The organism is Pseudomonas sp. Emmai (genome assembly GCF_055179735.1).
The window spans coordinates 1,647,255-1,664,381 of sequence record NZ_CM143685.1; the positions used below are offsets into that span (position 1 = coordinate 1,647,255).

Annotated in this window: 19 protein-coding genes; 17 read left to right on the plus strand and 2 right to left on the minus strand. The window is 59.2% G+C overall.

Annotated elements, in window-relative coordinates; translation table 11 throughout:
* Nucleotides 1-91 precede the first annotated feature (91 nt).
* The 8 genes from ACY4LX_RS07250 to rpoS all read left to right on the plus strand — a co-directional run bounded on the left by ACY4LX_RS07250 (nt 92) and on the right by rpoS (nt 7,314).
* Nucleotides 92-1,204, plus strand: a complete 1,113-nt coding sequence (locus ACY4LX_RS07250) for an S-(hydroxymethyl)glutathione dehydrogenase/class III alcohol dehydrogenase (RefSeq protein WP_027924991.1) — start codon at nt 92-94, stop codon at nt 1,202-1,204.
* A gap of 96 nt (nt 1,205-1,300) precedes the next feature.
* Nucleotides 1,301-2,146 carry an S-formylglutathione hydrolase gene (gene fghA / locus ACY4LX_RS07255; protein WP_463259533.1) on the plus strand — a complete coding sequence of 282 codons (846 nt, stop codon included), beginning with the start codon at nt 1,301-1,303 and terminating at the stop codon, nt 2,144-2,146.
* A 43-nt stretch (nt 2,147-2,189) separates the two neighbouring features.
* Nucleotides 2,190-2,663 (plus strand): 2-C-methyl-D-erythritol 2,4-cyclodiphosphate synthase, encoded by a 474-nt coding sequence (gene ispF, locus ACY4LX_RS07260; RefSeq protein ID WP_054047151.1) that lies wholly within the window; start codon nt 2,190-2,192, stop codon nt 2,661-2,663.
* Nucleotides 2,660-3,718 (plus strand): tRNA pseudouridine(13) synthase TruD, encoded by a 1,059-nt coding sequence (gene truD / locus ACY4LX_RS07265; RefSeq protein ID WP_463259534.1) that lies wholly within the window; start codon nt 2,660-2,662, stop codon nt 3,716-3,718. The genes ispF and truD overlap by 4 nt, the downstream gene beginning before the upstream one ends.
* Nucleotides 3,706-4,455 carry a 5'/3'-nucleotidase SurE gene (gene surE / locus ACY4LX_RS07270; protein ID WP_463259535.1) on the plus strand — a complete coding sequence of 250 codons (750 nt, stop codon included), beginning with the start codon at nt 3,706-3,708 and terminating at the stop codon, nt 4,453-4,455. The genes truD and surE overlap by 13 nt, the downstream gene beginning before the upstream one ends.
* Nucleotides 4,456-4,496: 41 nt before the next feature.
* Nucleotides 4,497-5,132, plus strand: a complete 636-nt coding sequence (locus ACY4LX_RS07275) for a protein-L-isoaspartate(D-aspartate) O-methyltransferase (RefSeq protein WP_173860469.1) — start codon at nt 4,497-4,499, stop codon at nt 5,130-5,132.
* Nucleotides 5,133-5,343: 211 nt separating this feature from the next.
* On the plus strand, nt 5,344-6,201 hold the full coding sequence (locus ACY4LX_RS07280; protein ID WP_463259536.1) for a peptidoglycan DD-metalloendopeptidase family protein: 858 nt from the start codon (nt 5,344-5,346) through the stop codon (nt 6,199-6,201).
* 105 nt (nt 6,202-6,306) lie between these two features.
* On the plus strand, nt 6,307-7,314 hold the full coding sequence (gene rpoS / locus ACY4LX_RS07285) for an RNA polymerase sigma factor RpoS (protein ID WP_054047143.1): 1,008 nt from the start codon (nt 6,307-6,309) through the stop codon (nt 7,312-7,314).
* A 459-nt stretch (nt 7,315-7,773) separates the two neighbouring features.
* Here the strand turns inward: rpoS and fdxA are convergent, their stop codons facing one another.
* A complete protein-coding gene (gene fdxA / locus ACY4LX_RS07290; RefSeq protein ID WP_054047139.1) occupies nt 7,774-8,097 on the minus strand; it encodes a ferredoxin FdxA in 324 nt (107 codons plus the stop codon).
* A 142-nt stretch (nt 8,098-8,239) separates the two neighbouring features.
* A complete protein-coding gene (gene mutS / locus ACY4LX_RS07295) occupies nt 8,240-10,807 on the minus strand; it encodes a DNA mismatch repair protein MutS (RefSeq protein ID WP_463260570.1) in 2,568 nt (855 codons plus the stop codon).
* A 220-nt stretch (nt 10,808-11,027) separates the two neighbouring features.
* Between mutS and ACY4LX_RS07300 the strand changes: the two genes are divergently transcribed.
* From ACY4LX_RS07300 to ACY4LX_RS07340, 9 genes are all read left to right on the plus strand, one after another.
* Nucleotides 11,028-11,762, plus strand: a complete 735-nt coding sequence (locus ACY4LX_RS07300; protein ID WP_149657362.1) for a LexA family transcriptional regulator — start codon at nt 11,028-11,030, stop codon at nt 11,760-11,762.
* A gap of 538 nt (nt 11,763-12,300) precedes the next feature.
* Complete coding sequence (locus ACY4LX_RS07305) at nt 12,301-12,486, plus strand: Com family DNA-binding transcriptional regulator (RefSeq protein ID WP_463260571.1); 186 nt, start codon at nt 12,301-12,303, stop codon at nt 12,484-12,486.
* 8 nt (nt 12,487-12,494) lie between these two features.
* Nucleotides 12,495-13,325: a putidacin L1 family lectin-like bacteriocin gene (locus ACY4LX_RS07310; protein WP_149657360.1), complete on the plus strand. Its 831-nt coding sequence runs from the start codon at nt 12,495-12,497 to the stop codon at nt 13,323-13,325.
* Nucleotides 13,326-13,577: 252 nt separating this feature from the next.
* Nucleotides 13,578-13,922: a phage holin family protein gene (locus ACY4LX_RS07315; protein ID WP_429513815.1), complete on the plus strand. Its 345-nt coding sequence runs from the start codon at nt 13,578-13,580 to the stop codon at nt 13,920-13,922.
* A gap of 217 nt (nt 13,923-14,139) precedes the next feature.
* Entirely contained in the window at nt 14,140-14,724 is a 585-nt protein-coding gene (locus ACY4LX_RS07320; protein WP_463259537.1) for a phage tail terminator protein, read from the plus strand.
* Nucleotides 14,721-14,903 (plus strand): DUF2635 domain-containing protein, encoded by a 183-nt coding sequence (locus ACY4LX_RS07325; RefSeq protein ID WP_007907211.1) that lies wholly within the window; start codon nt 14,721-14,723, stop codon nt 14,901-14,903. Before ACY4LX_RS07320 ends, ACY4LX_RS07325 begins: the two co-directional genes overlap by 4 nt.
* Nucleotides 14,903-16,399 carry a phage tail sheath subtilisin-like domain-containing protein gene (locus ACY4LX_RS07330; protein WP_463259538.1) on the plus strand — a complete coding sequence of 499 codons (1,497 nt, stop codon included), beginning with the start codon at nt 14,903-14,905 and terminating at the stop codon, nt 16,397-16,399. The genes ACY4LX_RS07325 and ACY4LX_RS07330 overlap by 1 nt, the downstream gene beginning before the upstream one ends.
* Nucleotides 16,400-16,466: 67 nt before the next feature.
* Complete coding sequence (locus tag ACY4LX_RS07335; protein WP_123511965.1) at nt 16,467-16,814, plus strand: phage tail tube protein; 348 nt, start codon at nt 16,467-16,469, stop codon at nt 16,812-16,814.
* Nucleotides 16,811-17,107, plus strand: coding sequence for a phage tail assembly protein (locus ACY4LX_RS07340; RefSeq protein ID WP_054047093.1), 297 nt, complete (start codon nt 16,811-16,813; stop codon nt 17,105-17,107). Before ACY4LX_RS07335 ends, ACY4LX_RS07340 begins: the two co-directional genes overlap by 4 nt.
* Nucleotides 17,108-17,127 lie beyond the last annotated feature (20 nt).

Sequence of the window (17,127 nt, forward strand, 5' to 3'; positions counted from 1 at the left end):
ACGGCAATAATATTTTGCATTTGCCCCGATTATTCATCGTACGGCGGTGTATTACACTCCTTGTCTCGTTTTTATTCACTGGAGAGTCAGCATGATCAAGTCGCGCGCCGCCGTTGCCTTCGAGGCCAAGAAACCCCTCGAGATCGTTGAAGTCGATGTCGCCATGCCGAAGGCCGGTGAAGTCCTGCTGCGCGTCGTCGCTTCCGGTGTTTGCCACACCGATGCCTATACCTTGTCCGGTGCTGACCCGGAAGGCATCTTCCCGTCGATCCTCGGCCACGAAGGCGGTGCCGTGGTTGAAGCCATTGGCGAAGGCGTGACCTCGGTCGCCGTCGGCGATCACGTGATTCCGCTGTACACCCCGGAATGCCGCCAGTGCAAATTCTGCCTATCGGGCAAAACCAACCTCTGCCAGGCGATTCGCGCCACCCAGGGCAAAGGCCTGATGCCAGATGGCACTTCGCGCTTTTCCTACAAGGGCCAGCCGATTTTCCACTACATGGGCACCTCGACGTTTTCCGAGTACACCGTGTTGCCGGAAATCTCCGTGGCCAAGATCGCCAAAGAAGCGCCCCTGGAAAAAGTCTGCCTGCTGGGCTGCGGTGTCACCACGGGCATCGGCGCGGTGCTCAATACTGCCAAGGTAAAACCGGGCGATACCGTGGCCATTTTCGGCCTCGGCGGCATCGGTCTGTCGGCGGTGATCGGTGCGGTCAAAGCCAAGGCTGCACGCATCATCGCCATCGACATCAATCCTGCCAAATTCGAGATCGCCAAGCAGTTGGGTGCAACCGATTGCGTGAACCCGAAAGACTTCGACCGTCCGATCCAGGAAGTAATCGTCGACATGACCGATGGCGGTGTCGACTTTTCCTTCGAGTGCATCGGCAACGTGCAATTGATGCGTGCGGCCCTTGAGTGCTGCCACAAGGGTTGGGGCGAGTCGGTGATTATCGGCGTGGCCGGTGCCGGCCAGGAGATTTCCACCCGTCCGTTCCAACTGGTCACCGGTCGCGTCTGGCGCGGTTCGGCGTTCGGCGGCGTGCGCGGTCGTACCGAGTTGCCAAGCTACGTCGAAATGGCCGAAACCGGCGAGATCCCGCTGGATACCTTCATCACCCACACCATGGGCCTGGAAGATATCAACAAGGCGTTTGACTTGATGCATGAAGGCAAGAGCATCCGTTCCGTCATTCATTTTTAAGAGCAGCGCCAAGTTGGAAGCTTCAAGCTGCAAGAGCGTGGGCCTTTGCCTCCTCTAGCAGCTTGAAGCTTGGGGCTTGAAGCTGGGAGCATTCCCATGACTTTGGAAAACATCTCGTGCCAGAAAAGCTTCGGCGGCTGGCACAAACGCTACCGTCACCGCTCCGATGTGCTCGGCTGCGACATGGTGTTCGCCGTGTACCTGCCGCCGCAAGCGGAGCAGGGTGGCAAGCTGCCGGTGCTGTATTGGTTGTCCGGCCTGACCTGCACCGACGAGAACTTTATGCACAAGGCCGGCGCCCTGCGCATGGCCGCCGAGCTTGGGCTGATCATCGTTGCGCCGGACACCAGTCCGCGTGGTGCCGATGTGCCGGGTGATCCGGATGGCGCCTGGGACTTCGGGCTCGGCGCCGGCTTCTATCTGAATGCCACGCAGGAACCGTGGTCCCGGCACTATCGGATGCATGACTATGTCGTGCAGGAATTGCCGGCATTGGTCGAGGCGCATTTCCCGGCGTCGGACAAGCGCGGCATCAGCGGCCACTCCATGGGCGGTCATGGGGCCTTGGTCTGCGCGCTGCGCAATCCGGGGCGTTATCAGTCGGTGTCGGCATTTTCACCGATCAACAACCCGATGGATTGCCCGTGGGGACAGAAGGCGTTCTCCCGTTATCTCGGGGAGGACCGCTCGAAGTGGCGCGAATGGGATGCCTGCGCCCTGATCGCCGAGACCGATGAGCAACTGCCGCTGCTGGTCGATCAAGGCGATCGCGACGATTTCCTCGCCACCCAGCTCAAGCCTGAAGCCCTGCAACAAGCGGCCAAACTGGCCGGTCATCCGCTGACGTTGCGCCTGCAACCGGGCTACGACCACAGCTATTTCTTCATCGCCAGCTTCATTGACGACCACTTGCAGCATCACGCACGCGCCCTAGGCGCCTAATGCAGGTAGAATCACGCCCTGACAAAAATCGGGGCGTTTTTTTATGCGTATTGGCCACGGCTATGATGTGCACCGTTTCGCTGAAGGCGATTTCATTACTCTGGGCGGCGTGCGCATTGCACACGGCTTCGGGCTGCTCGCTCACTCCGACGGTGACGTCCTGCTGCACGCCTTGAGCGATGCCTTGCTCGGCGCCGCGGCGCTGGGTGATATCGGCAAGCACTTCCCGGACACCGACCCGACATTCAAGGGCGCCGACAGCCGTGTGCTGTTGCGTCACGTCGTCGCACTGATCCATGCCAAGGGCTGGAAAATCGGCAACGTCGATAACACCATCGTCGCCCAGGCGCCGAAAATGGCCCCGCATATCGAATCGATGCGCGCGCTGATTGCCGCGGATCTTCAAGTTGAGTTGGATCAAGTGAACGTGAAAGCTACCACCACCGAGAAGCTTGGCTTTGTCGGTCGCGAAGAAGGCATTGCCGTGCATTCCGTTGCCTTGTTGCTGCGCGCATGAACGAACTGCAACTGCTCGGCCCGCGCGCCTATGGCGACGCGCTCGGCACCGCGATACTGAAAGCCACGGCGGAAGATTTTCAGGTCGACGAAGTCCTCAACATTCCCTTGAGTGGCGACGGCGAACACCTGTGGATCTGGGTGGAAAAACGCGGTCTGAATACCGAAGAAGCCGCACGCCGGATTGCAAAAGCGGCCGGCGTGCCGTTGCGCACCGTCAGTTACGCGGGCCTCAAGGACCGTCAGGCGCTGACCCGCCAGTGGTTCAGCGTGCAACTGCCGGGCAAGGCCGATCCTGATCTGTCGGCGGCGGAAAACGACACACTGAAAATCCTCAAGACCGGCCGACACAAACGCAAGCTGCAACGCGGTGCCCATTCGGCCAACGGCTTCACCTTGCGTCTGACCCAATTTGCCGGTGACAAGGCGGCAATCGAAGAGCGTCTGCAACTGATCGCCCAAAAAGGTATTCCGAATTATTTCGGCGCCCAGCGTTTCGGGTTTGATGGCGGCAACGTGGTCGATGCCCGGGCCTGGGCGGCGCGCAAGGCGTTGCCAGAACAGCGAAACGTGCGTTCGCGCCTGCTCTCTACCGCCCGCAGTTTTCTGTTCAACCAAGTGCTGGCGGCGCGTGTCGCCAATGGCAGTTGGCAGCGCGCGCAGGTTGGCGATCTGTTGGCTTTCACCGACAGCCGCAGCTTCTTTCCGGCCGGTGAGGCTGAGTGCAGCGATCCGCGCCTGGCGATTCTTGACCTGCATCCGACCGGCCCGCAGTGGGGCGAAGGTGACTCGCCGACCACGGGCGCTGTCCATGAACTGGAGCAGGCAATCGCCAGCCGCGAAGCAGACTTGCGCGATTGGTTGATTAACGCCGGTATGAGCCACGAACGTCGCATCCTGCGGCTGCCCATTGGTGGGTTGACGTGGCATTATCCCGAGCCTGACATTCTGCAACTGGAATTCGTCCTCCCGGCCGGATGCTTCGCCACCGTATTGGTGCGTGAACTTGTCGATCTGGTGCCGGTGGGGCAGACGGACAGCCCATGCGTATTCTGATTTCTAACGACGATGGGGTAACCGCACCCGGTCTCGCCGCGCTTTATGCTGCGCTGGCGGATTTTACCGAGTGCGTGGTTATCGCCCCGGACCAGGACAAAAGCGGCGCCAGCAGTTCGCTGACGCTCGACCGTCCGTTGCACCCGCAAACCCTGGCCAACGGCTTTATCAGCCTCAACGGCACACCCACCGATTGCGTGCACCTGGGCCTCAACGGCTTGCTGGAGCGCGAACCGGACATGGTGGTTTCCGGGATCAACCTGGGCGCTAACCTGGGGGACGACGTGCTGTATTCCGGTACCGTAGCGGCGGCCCTTGAAGGGCGCTTCCTGGAGCGACCTTCGTTTGCCTTTTCGTTGGTCTCACGGCAAATAGAGAACCTTCCCACAGCCGCCTACTTTGCGCGCAAACTGGTCGAAGCCCATGCTGACCTCCAGCTGCCACCGCGCACGGTGCTGAACGTGAATATTCCGAACCTGCCGCTGGACCACATCCGCGGTATTCAGTTGACCCGCCTCGGGCATCGCGCCCGCGCGGCGGCGCCAATAAAAGTCGTCGATCCACGGGGCAAGTCCGGCTACTGGATTGCCGCCTCAGGGGATGCGGAAGACGGCGGTCCGGGTACCGATTTTCATGCGGTGATGCAGGGCTATGTCTCAATCACTCCACTACAACTGGATCGCACCTTCAATGATGCCTTCAGAAGTCTCGATGGCTGGCTGGAGGGGCTGCGTTAATGTCTCGTGAACAAGACGATATGCTGCGTCGTGGCATCGGGATGACCTCCCAACGGACCCGCGAGCGCCTGATTCAGCGGCTGTATGAAGAGGGGATCTCCAACGCCAAGGTGCTGGAAGTCATCCGCCGTACACCGCGTCACCTGTTCGTCGACGAGGCGCTGGCGCACCGCGCCTATGAAGACACCGCGCTGCCGATCGGCAACAACCAGACCATCTCCCAGCCTTATATGGTGGCGCGCATGAGCGAGCTGCTGCTGGAAGCGGGTCCACTGGACAAGGTGATGGAAATCGGCACCGGTTCGGGTTACCAGACCGCCGTGCTGTCGCAACTGGTGGAGCGGGTGTTTTCCGTGGAGCGCATCAAGGTGTTGCAAGATCGGGCCAAGGAACGCCTGGTCGAGCTGAACCTGCGCAACGTGGTGTTTCGTTGGGGCGATGGCTGGGAAGGCTGGCCGGCACTGGCACCGTATAACGGCATTATTGTGACGGCCGTTGCCACCGATGTGCCCCAGGCGCTGCTCGATCAGTTGGCACCGGGCGGACGCCTGGTGATCCCGGTTGGCTCCGGTGAGGTCCAGCAATTGATGCTGATCATCCGTGAAGAACAGGGCTTTTCCAGGCGCGTCCTGGGGGCAGTGCGCTTCGTGCCGTTGCTCAATGGGCCGCTGGCCTGAGCATTTGTTTTCATGCGCTGAATTCTCTTCGATCGGCCGTGTCTTACAGCGGCATCGATCTGTTAAACGGATTTCATCGTCAGACAGCAAACGTGTGCGCGAAGCGAATTCGCTTCATTAAAGGTAAAGCCTGTACAGCCCGTTATACTTGCGACATTTCGTGCCGGAACACGGCAATCCACATTTTCAGCCACCACAAAGGGAGCGGCGGGTGAGTCTCACAGTCATTGCGCAGCGTATGGGTACAACAAGCTTTCAGCGCCTGGTGACTGGCCTTGTCCTGAGCACGTTGCTGGTCGGTTGCTCCAGCACCAAGTCGAGCACCGTCGGCGTAGTGGATCGCAACAACAGGGTCGCCCAGCGTCCGGCAGTGACCACGGGTCAGTATGTCGTTCGACCTAAAGACACCCTGTTCTCCATCGCTTTTCGCTACGGTTGGGACTACAAAGCCCTCGCCGCCCGGAACAATATTCCTACGCCCTACACGATCCATCCGGGTCAGACGATTCGCTTCGATGGTCGTACCGGTTCAACGCCGACGGCGGTCGTCAGTTCGGCAAATTCAACGCCTTCATCGTCGCTGAAAACCACGGTAATCCGGCGCCAGCCGAATGGCGTAACGACCAGTACAGCGGTGGTTGCACCGTCCGTCGCGAACAAGCCGGCACCCGCACCACTGCCTCCTGCAGGCCCGGCCCCGACCGGCTGGGGGTGGCCTTCTAGTGGCATATTAATTGGAAAATTCTCTTCAAACGGTAGTTTGAATAAAGGAATTGATATCGCCGGGGATTTGGGACAGCCTGTTTTAGCTGCGTCTGATGGGACGGTGGTATACGCCGGGAGTGGCTTAAGGGGCTACGGCGAATTAGTCATCATCAAACACAGTGACACCTACGTCAGTGCCTACGGACATAACCGCAGGCTGTTGGTTCGGGAGGGGCAGCAGGTCAAAGTCGGACAGACAATTGCCGAAATGGGGTCAACGGGAACAGACCGGGTGAAACTGCATTTTGAGATTCGCCGACAAGGTAAACCTGTAGATCCGCTGCAATTCCTGCCACGTCGTTGATTTGTTGTCAGCCTGTTCCGTCACGTAGAGGGGACAGGCTCCAGCGTTGCCAAGGATAAAGGCGCCGCTTGAGCTTGGGGTCGAACTCACCAAAGGACTATAACAATGGCTCTCAGTAAAGAAGTGCCGGAGTTTGACATCGACGATGAGGTTCTCCTTATGGAGACCGGCATCGCTACGGATTCGATGTCGAATGATGAAGGGGCTGCTCCACCTTCCGTTCGTGCCAAATCCAAACACTCCGCTTCGCTAAAGCAACACAAGTACATCGACTACACGCGGGCACTCGATGCCACGCAGCTGTACCTCAATGAAATCGGCTTTTCACCACTGCTCTCTCCGGAAGAAGAAGTTCATTTTGCGCGCTTGTCGCAAAGTGGCGATCCGGCCGGGCGCAAGCGCATGATCGAAAGTAACCTGCGGCTGGTGGTGAAAATCGCCCGACGTTACGTCAATCGTGGCTTGTCGCTGCTGGACCTGATCGAAGAGGGCAACCTCGGGCTGATCCGGGCCGTGGAAAAGTTCGACCCCGAGCGCGGCTTTCGCTTTTCGACCTACGCAACCTGGTGGATTCGTCAGACCATCGAGCGCGCGATCATGAATCAGACCCGGACCATCCGGTTGCCGATCCATGTGGTCAAAGAGCTCAACGTGTACCTGCGGGCTGCACGGGAACTGACGCAAAAGCTCGATCACGAACCCTCACCCGAAGAAATCGCCAACCTGCTGGAAAAACCGGTAGGCGAGGTCAAGCGCATGCTGGGCCTGAACGAGCGGGTTTCTTCGGTCGACGTCTCGCTGGGTCCGGATTCGGATAAAACCCTGCTGGACACCCTAACCGACGATCGTCCAACCGATCCATGCGAACTGCTGCAGGACGATGACCTGTCCCAGAGCATCGATCAGTGGCTCTCGGAGCTGACCGACAAGCAACGCGAGGTGGTCATACGCCGCTTCGGGCTGCGCGGTCACGAGAGCAGTACGCTCGAAGATGTAGGCTTGGAAATCGGTTTGACCCGGGAGCGGGTCAGGCAGATCCAGGTGGAAGGCCTTAAGCGACTTCGAGAGATTCTCGAGAAGAACGGCCTGTCGAGTGAGTCGCTGTTTCAATAAGGCATTCACTCAACGGCACCAAAAAGCCCCGACTGGTTCGGGGCTTTTTGCTGTCTGGTAGAAATCTCGGGTTCGTAGACTCGCGCTGTAAGACTTTGCTTACTCTTTCGTAAGTGTTCGTTATTTTTACAGGTTGGCAGTTGTCTATTTTGTCTGCGGCATGGATTTAAATTACTGTTTTATAAGGTTATTTTGTTTTGTTTCTAGCATGTGACAAGCCGTTTCAGCCGTGAAGGGCGGTTGCTCATACCGGGGAATTCTCTAGTATCTGGGGTGTGTCGACGGATAGACACGCCCTTCAAGGATGAGGGGAAAGGACATCGCAGGACGCGATTCATCAGGACGATGAAAAGGAGTACAGGGAATAGGGAAATATGTGGGCGGGTCAAACCGCCCCTTTTTTTGCCTGCAGAAAAACAAAAAGGCCCACGAGGGGCCTTTTCAAGAACGCGGGGTCAATCAGCGTTCGAGGTCTTTGATCTTGCCTTTGACGCCATCCCACTCTTCGGCATCGGGCATCGATTCTTTCTTCTCGGTGATGTTCGGCCAGATTTCGGCGAGCTCAACGTTCAGCTGAATGAATTCCTGCATCTCTTCCGGGACTTCATCTTCGGAGAAGATGGCCACGGCCGGGCATTCTGGTTCGCACAGTGCGCAGTCGATGCACTCATCCGGGTGAATCACCAGGAAGTTCGGGCCTTCGTAAAAGCAGTCCACCGGACAGACTTCTACGCAGTCGGTGTACTTGCACTTGATGCAGTTGTCGGTGACGACGAAGGTCATTTCTAATTTTCTCCTCAGGCGGCGGCAGCGGAGCCCCTTCACGTTGGGGTCGCCAGGTTCGGGAGCGATAGTCTGCTGGCCAGGCTATGAGCCAGCAGCATCCCAAACCGCGCGAGATTCTAACAGCTTGCAGGCAAGTGCGTTAGATCCGTGTCTTTAGTGTATAGAGCATTTCGAGTGCGCGACGCGGACTCATATCGTCCAGGTCCAGTTTGGCCAGTTCGTCCAGCACCGGATGCGGCAGGCTGGCGAACATGTCGCTCTGCTGCGGCGCGGCCGGTTTGCCTTTGACGGGCTTCGGAACTTCGTGGGGCAGGGCGGTGGCTTCCAGGCGACCCAGGTGCTCGCGAGCACGCACGATCACTTCGCTCGGCACACCGGCCAACTGCGCAACGGCCAGGCCGTAGCTTTGGCTGGCGGGTCCCGGCAGCACGTGGTGCAGGAACACGATGCGTTCGTTGTGCTCGGTGGCGTTCAGATGCACGTTGGCCACCAGTGGCTGGGCTTCCGGCAACACGGTCAGTTCGAAGTAGTGGGTCGCGAACAACGTGTAGGCGCGCAGGTGCGCCAGACGCTCGGCGGCGGCCCAGGCCAGGGACAGACCGTCGAAGGTGCTCGTACCGCGTCCGACTTCGTCCATCAGCACCAGGCTGCGTTCGGTGGCGTTGTGCAGGATGTTCGCGGTCTCGCTCATCTCGACCATGAACGTCGAGCGACCGCCCGCCAAATCGTCGCTGGAACCGATCCGGGTGAAGATGCGATCCACCAGCGACAATTCGCAACTGGCCGCCGGCACGAAACTGCCGATGTGCGCCAGCAACACGATCAATGCGGTCTGACGCATGTAGGTGGATTTACCGCCCATGTTCGGACCGGTGATTACCAGCATGCGGGTGTTGTCGTCGAGGCTCAGGTCGTTGGCCACGAACGGCGTGCTCAGCACTTGCTCGACCACCGGGTGACGACCCTGGCTGATGCGCATGCACGGCTCGTCGACGAAGCGCGGGCAGTTCAGGTCGAGGTTCAGTGCGCGTTCGGCGAGGTTGCTCAGCACGTCCAGCTCAGCCAGGGCGGCCGCGGTGTCCTGCAACGGCGGCAATTGTGAAATCAGGTCTTCGAGCAGCGCTTCGTAGAGCATCTTCTCGCGGGCCAGGGCACGGCTCTTGGCTGACAGCGCCTTGTCTTCAAACGCCTTCAGTTCCGGCGTGATAAAACGCTCGGCGCCCTTGAGCGTCTGGCGACGGATGTAGTCCGCCGGCGCCGACTCGGCCTGTTTGCTCGGCAACTCGATGAAGTAACCGTGAATGCGGTTGTAGCCGACTTTCAGATGCGACAGGCCAGTGCGAGCCTTTTCGCGTGCTTCGAGGTCGATCAGGAACTGCCCGGCGTTTTCGCTGAGCGATTGCAGGTCGTCGAGCTCGGCGTCGTAACCGGTTTTCAACACGCCACCGTCACGGATGACCGCCGGCGGGTTGTCAATAATGGCTTTTTCCAGCAACGCCGCCAGTTCCGGGTAGGTGCGGGTGGTCGCGGCCAGTTGGATGATGTGCGGGGCTTCGAGCTCGGTCATGGCCACTTGCAACTCGGGCAGTGCGCCGAGCGCATCGCGCAGACGCGCCAGGTCGCGAGGACGGGCGTTACGCAAACCGATCCGCGCCAGAATCCGCTCGATGTCGCCGATTTCCTTGAGCTGTGGTTGCAGCTTTTCGAAACGGTAGCCGTCGAGCAGGCAAGTGATCGACGTCTGACGCGCCAGCAGCACGGTCAAGTCCCGCAACGGACGGTTCAACCAACGGGTCAGCAAGCGGCTGCCCATGGCGGTCTGGCAGCGATCAACCACCGATTGCAAGGTGTTCTCGCGCCCACCGGCCAGGTTGGTGTCCAGTTCCAGGTTGCGACGGCTCGCGCCGTCCAGCACCACGGTGTCGTCCAGGCGTTCATGACGCAAACTGCGCAAGTGCGGCAGGGCGGTGCGCTGGGTTTCCTTGGCGTAGCTGAGCAAGCAACCGGCGGCGCCGATGGCCAGGGTCAGGTTCTCGCAGCCAAAGCCTTTAAGGTCTTGGGTCGAGAATTGTTGGCAGAGACTTTTCAGCGCCGTGTCGCGCTCAAAATCCCACGGCGCCCGACGACGAACCCCACGGCGTTTTTCCGCCGGCAGATCCTTCGGCCAGTCATCCGGGATCATCAGCTCTACCGGGTTGACCCGCTCCAGCTCCGCCAGCAGGTTTTCCCAGCCCTTGATTTCCAGCACGGTGAAGTTGCCGCTGGTGATGTCCAGCACGGCCAGACCGAACAGACGCTCGTCACCCAGCACCGCCGCGATCAGGTTATCCCGACGCTCATCCAGTAACGCCTCATCACTGACCGTACCCGGGGTGATGATCCGCACCACCTGACGATCCACCGGCCCCTTGCTGGTGGCCGGATCGCCGACCTGCTCACAGATCACCACCGACTCGCCGAGCTTGACCAGTTTCGCCAGGTAACCTTCGGCGGCGTGGTAAGGAATCCCACACATCGGAATCGCCTGGCCCGCCGACTGCCCACGGGCCGTCAGGGTGATGTCCAGCAACTTGGCGGCCTTCTTCGCGTCTTCATAGAAGATCTCGTAGAAGTCACCCATGCGGTAGAACATCAGCTGGTCGGGGTGCTGATTCTTCAGGCGCCAGTATTGCTGCATCATCGGCGTGTGTGAGGACAGATCGGAGATAGCTTTATTCATCGGAAATCAGGAAAACTCGTTGAAAGGTGTAGGGCAAAGGAGGGGCATCGGCCCGGCTTTTCCGCGATGGGCGCAAGGTTAACATGAGCGGTCTGCCGGACGCAGGCATGAAAGGCCCAAGACCCATTGCGCTTTTATTGACGTTTTATGCGCTCTTTATGCAATTCTGCATTTGTTTTCCGGAAAAAGTTCAAGCACTATTCGCGTTATGCAAAAACGCAATGTTTCTTCAGTCTTAAGAGCGCTGCTCGATCAGCACGGGATCTCCCCTACGGAGCTTCACCGTCGCACCGGCGTGCCTCAATCCACACTCTCGCGCATTCTCAGCGGGAAGATCGTCGATCCTTCGGATAAGCACATCTCGAAAATCGCCGAGTACTTCGCCGTGAGCACCGATCAATTGCGCGGGCGCGCGGATGTCGCGCCGGCCGCCGGTGCGGGGCGCGAGTCCATACATTCCGAACTCAAGGACATAAGCTTGTGGGACGACGATACCCCTGTCGATGACGACGAGGTGTCGGTCCCCTTTCTTCGCGAGGTTGAATTGGCTGCTGGATCAGGAAGATTCGTCATCGAAGAAAGCGAGCGCTCCAGCTTGCGCTTCGGCAAGCGCAGTCTGCGTCACAACGGCGTGCAGTTCGACCAGGCCAAGTGCGTGACGGTACGGGGCAACAGCATGTTGCCTGTCCTGCGCGATGGCGCCACCGTCGGCGTGAATGCCGGTAAATGCGGGATTGGCGACATCGTCGATGGCGACCTGTACGCCATCAACCATAACGGCCAGTTGCGGGTGAAACAGCTTTATCGCCTGCCGACCGGTATCCGCCTGCGCAGCTTCAATCGCGACGAGCATCCGGACGAGGACTACACCTTCCAGGAAATCCAGGAAGAGCAGATCGTCATCCTCGGTCACGTTTTCTGGTGGGGCATGTACGCCCGCTAACCAAACCGCTGTCAGATAAAACCCGCCACCCGGCGGGTTTTTTTTCGCCTGTCGAAAACGGCCAACGCCTTGGCTGGCGGGGCTTCCATGCGCCTGTGCATTTGTCGTGCATAAATAAATGCGTTTATGCATTGACTGTATATGCATCCATGCATATTCTTGTCTCAAGCCGCTCAACAAAGCAGCTCGAAACGAAGCTCTTTAGTTCCACCACAAAGGCAGCGATGAACCGGCCTCAACGGTTCAGAGGGTTGGCAACTGACCCGGGTGTGCAGCGTAAAGCACCAGAAGCAGTTATCCGGCGGGCAGGGACCGCGGTCGGAAAAACAATTTGAATGGACTCGTACCGCGCCAGTAGCGCCGAAAAGTCAGCTTCCTTTTTTGCACACAGGATTAAAGGGAAGGCGAAGGACCGCATTACTGAAAAGCCCGGTTAATCGCCGGGCTTTTTGGAATGCCTACCGACCGTCAGGCATTTCAAGTCTCGGCGTCGCCCGGGCAAGAGGAAGGATCCGGCAAAAATCAAAAGGCATTGAAGATGTTGAGAGATTGCAGGTGTGGACATTGCAAACGACTACTCGCCCGAGTGGGTGAGTACACCGAACTCCAGATCAAGTGTTCCCGCTGTGGGACGTTGAATCATGAGAAGGCTGCGAGCCTCGAGCGATCGCCTATGAGCGACATGAAAGCGGAATCCTCCGCAAAAAATCATTCGACTTTATAGGTGATCAAATGGCAGGACGTACACGTACTCCGTTTCAAGGTAGCGGCACTTCGATTCTCCCCGCTTACCAGACAATGACGGCTGGTCAATTTCTCCTCTCGCCGAACGGCCGATTCAAGCTGTTGCTTCAGGCTGATGGCAATCTGGTCCTGCAGGATAATGGCGTAGTTGTATGGGTGGCTAATGAGGCACAGCCTTACAGTTCAACCGTTCCACTGCGTTACAACGTGGCGCCACAGTTCTACATCCAATATGGCGCGTTTCTGGATGATCCGGTTCGCAAGCGCACTTGGTTGTCCAACAACTCCACCTTTACCAGTGAGGACCAGTGGAACCGAACTCACCTTGTATTGCAGGACGACGGGAATATCGTACTTCTTGACTCTCAGGCCATCTGGAACGGCACCCCGTCTATCCCGCTCATTGCTGGCGCCAACTCTTCGGTGGTGATCGGTGGGCCGAATGAGATTGCCAGGGGTATTCCCTATTTTTCCGGTGACAGCGCCCTGATTTTCCAGGGTGACGGGAACGTTGTTGTGTACGGTCCGAACTGGAGCATTCGTTGGGCCAGTTACACGCAGAACAAAGGAGCGGTTCAGGCTGTCGTTCAGGCGGATGGCAACTTCGTTGTTTATGCCGCTAACAATGTCCCTTTGTGGAATTCCGGCACAGCGGGTCAGCCAGGCACCGTTCTGCGTCTGCAACCCAACGGTGGATTCTCCATCGTTAAAGAGACGCCAGTCTGGGCCCGATTCGGGTATCAGCCGACCTACCGTCCAATCCGCCTGATCGACGGTTCTTCCTTCAAAACCTTTGATATCTGGACCTGGAAAATCTGAGCGGCTTGTTGAACTCGTTTTGAACCCTTGCCTCGACGAGTCATTGCCCTACTTGAATCAACCAATCGTACAACTCGCTCACTCAGTGTGAGCGGGTTGTATTGCTGTGGAAAAGGGACGTGCAACACGCATTCAGTGCGTTCTTTAAGGGTTGGCAACAAGAGGACAGATGTTGAGACATCGGGTTACTGATTTAACCGCTTCATTACTGAACCCCTCATTGATTTATCAATCACCCCCAGGAGGCGTGACATGACAAACGAGCAACAAGCGTTGCTGGACATGCCGATCTGGCTTGTCATCGTCCTCGCCCTGGTGGGCGGGGTGTCCGGCGAAATGTGGCGCGCCGACAAGGAAGGCGCCAAAGGCTGGGCGCTGCTGCGGCGCCTGGCGCTGCGCTCCGGAGCCTGCGTGATCTGCGGGGTGTCCGCGATCATGTTGCTGTACGCCGCCGGTGTGTCGATCTGGACCGCGTGTGCGTTTGGCTGCCTGACGGCGATGGCCGGGGCGGACGTGGCTATCGGGCTTTATGAGCGTTGGGCGGCGAAGCGGATTGGTGTTTGCGACGTGCCATCCAACAACAAGAATGCTGAATAAAGGGATAACACGGGATATTTGAAAAGGAGATCAAGCATGTTGAGTGACTTTTGTTGTGGCGAATACGACCGGCGACTTGCAAAAGTACAGGTGCGTCTGAGCGTCCTCTCAGGACGTTTAATTAATTACTGCTGATCTTTGCCCTGCGTGATAGCGGGGCTACTTTTTTCAAACCCGCCCCGCCAATTGGCGGTTTTTTATTGCCCGGTGAATACCCATGAAAATCACCCCCCTGGTCGCACAACTACGCGATCAATGCCCAACCCTGGCCAATCGCATCGCGGCCGGCATCGACCTCGCCTCCCTGCAAGCCAACACCCCCCTCACCACCCCCTGCGCCTACATCGTCCCCCTCGCCGATGTCGCCAGCAAAAGCCTCGCGCAAAACCTGATGCTGCAACCGATCCGCGACCGCTTCGAAGTGACCCTGGTGCTCGACACCACGGACGCTACAAAAGCGCTGGATCTGTTGCACGACCTGCGGGCCGAGCTGTGGCGGGCGCTGGTGGGTTTCAAGCCTGGCACGGACTACGACGCCATCGAATACGACGGCGGTGAATTGCTTTCCATCAACGCCAGCCGCGCGTTGTATCGCCTGCGCTTTTTTGCCGAATTCCAGCTCGGCCGCAACCTGCCAAACCAACCGGCAGAGAGTTGGCACGAGCGTGAACTGGACGGGTTGTCGTCCTTTACCGGGGTCACGGTGCGGGTCGATGCGATCGATCCGGCCGACCCCAATCTGAAACGCCCAGGCCCCGACGGGCGCCTGGAAATGACTTTCTCTGGAGATGTAACCCCATGAGCAAACGCATCACCGTGCTGCCGGCCCCAGGCCGTGTCGTGCCGGACCCGGAAGCGGGCGATCTGTTGCCCCTCGAGGGCCGTGAAGTGCCGGACAACGCCTGGTGGCGTCGACGTCTGGCCGATGGCGATATCACTACCAAAGCCGTGAAAGCGGCCAAACCACAGGGAGCCAAATAATGGCGATCGGATTCAGCAACATCCCCGCGGACATTCGTGTTCCGCTGTTCTACGCCGAGATGGACAATTCGGCGGCCAATAGCGCGTCGTCGGCCATGCGCCGGTTGATCGTCGCTCAGGTTAACGACAACATCGCCCCGGCCGACGTCGGCAAACTGGTGCTGGTGTCCAGCGTTGCACTGGCCAAAAGCATTGGCGGCCAAGGCTCGATGCTGGCCTCGATGTACGAAACCTGGCGCAAGACCGACCCGATCGGCGAGATCTGGTGCCTGCCGCTGCACAACACCACGGGCAGCATTGCCAAAGGTGTGGTGACCCTGACCGGTGCCGCGACCCAGAGCGGTGTGCTCAACCTGTACGTCGGCGGCGTTCGCGTTCAAGCGGCCATCGTCAGCGGTTTCACGGCGGCCCAGGCGGCCAGCGCACTGGCGCTGAAAATCAACGCCTCTGCCGACCTGCCGGTGTCCGCTGTTGCGGCCGACGGCATCGTGACCCTGAGCGCCAAATGGACCGGCGACAGCGGCAACGACATCAGCCTGCAATTCAATCGCCTGGGCAAGAGCAACGGCGAAGAAACCCCGGCCGGCCTGACCTCGGCTGTGACCGCCATGACCGGCGGTGTCGGTGTACCGGATCAAGTGGCTGCCGTTGCGGCACTGGGCGATGAACCGTTCGAGTTCATCTGCATGCCGTTCTCGGACCTGAACACCCTGAACACCTGGCAAGCCGTCATGGATGACAGCGCCGGTCGTTGGTCCTGGGCCAAGCAATTGTTCGGTCATGTCTACAGTGCCAAGCGCGGCACCATCGGTACGTTGGTGGCTGCGGGCCAGGCGCGTAACGACCAGCACATGACCATCCAGGCGCTGGAACCGGGTGTGCCACAACCATTCTGGGTCCAGGCCGCTGCATTGGCCGCGCGCACGTCGGTGTTCATCTCCGCCGATGCCAGCCGTCCGACCCAAAGCGGCAGCCTGCCAGGTCTCGACCCGGCGCCGGCCAGCGAGCGCTTCACCCTGACTGAGCGTCAGTCGTTGCTCAACTACGGCATCGCCACCGCCTACTACGAAGGCGGCTACGTGCGCATCCAGCGCTCGATCACCACCTACCAGAAGAACGCTTACGGCCAGGCCGATAACTCCTACCTGGACAGCGAAACCATGCACCAGTCGGCGTTCATCGTGCGTCGTCTGCAAAGCGTGATCACCAGCAAATACGGGCGCCACAAACTGGCCTCCGACGGCACCCGCTTCGGCGCCGGCCAGCCAATCGTCACCCCGAGCACCATTCGCGGTGAGCTGATTGCCCAGTACGCCAAGCTCGAACTGGAAGGCCACGTGGAAAACGCCGAGCTGTTCGCCGAGCACCTGATTGTCGAGCGCGACGTGCAGGACCCGAGCCGGGTCAACGTGCTGTTCCCGCCGGATTACATCAACGGCCTGCGGGTGTTCGCACTGCTCAACCAGTTCCGCTTGCAGTACGACGACGCCGCTTAACAACAGCGTTTGAACGTGCGATTTCAGCCCACCTCGCGTGGGCTTTTTATTTGAAGGGAGAAACACCATGGGTCAACTGATTGCGGGCACCTGCTACGTCAAAGTGGACGGCGCTCAACTGACCATCAATGGCGGCTGCGAAGCGCCACTGATGTCCACCAAACGTGAAACCGTCGTACCGGGTTTCTACAAGGAAACCGACATCGCACCCTCGTTCAAAGTGACGGCGCTGCACACCCCGGACTTCCCGCTCAAGCAACTGGTGGCGGGCGTGGACATGACCGTCACTTGCGAATTCAGCAACGGCAAAGTCTACGTGCTGGCCGGCGCTTACCTGGTCGATGAGCCGGCGTCCAAGGGCGACGACGCCTCGATCTCGCTGGTCTTCAACGGTGTGAAGGGGACCTGGCAATGAGCGGCGCCGTGAAGCTTCAGGTTGCGATCGAAGCCCACGGCGAGCCTCTGACCGAACTCAACCTGCGCCGTCCGACGGTGCAGGAAGTGCGGGCGATCAAGGCGCTGCCGTACAAGATCGACAAGAGCGAAGAAGTCAGCCTGGACATGGACGTCGCGGCCAAATACATCGCGGTCTGCGCCGGCATTCCACCGTCGTCGGTCAACCAGTTGGACCTGGCTGACCTCAACGCGCTGAGCTGGGCCGTCGCGAGTTTTTTCATGAGTGCGGCGTCGGAGCCATCACCGACCTGATCGCAGTCGCCTATGACCTG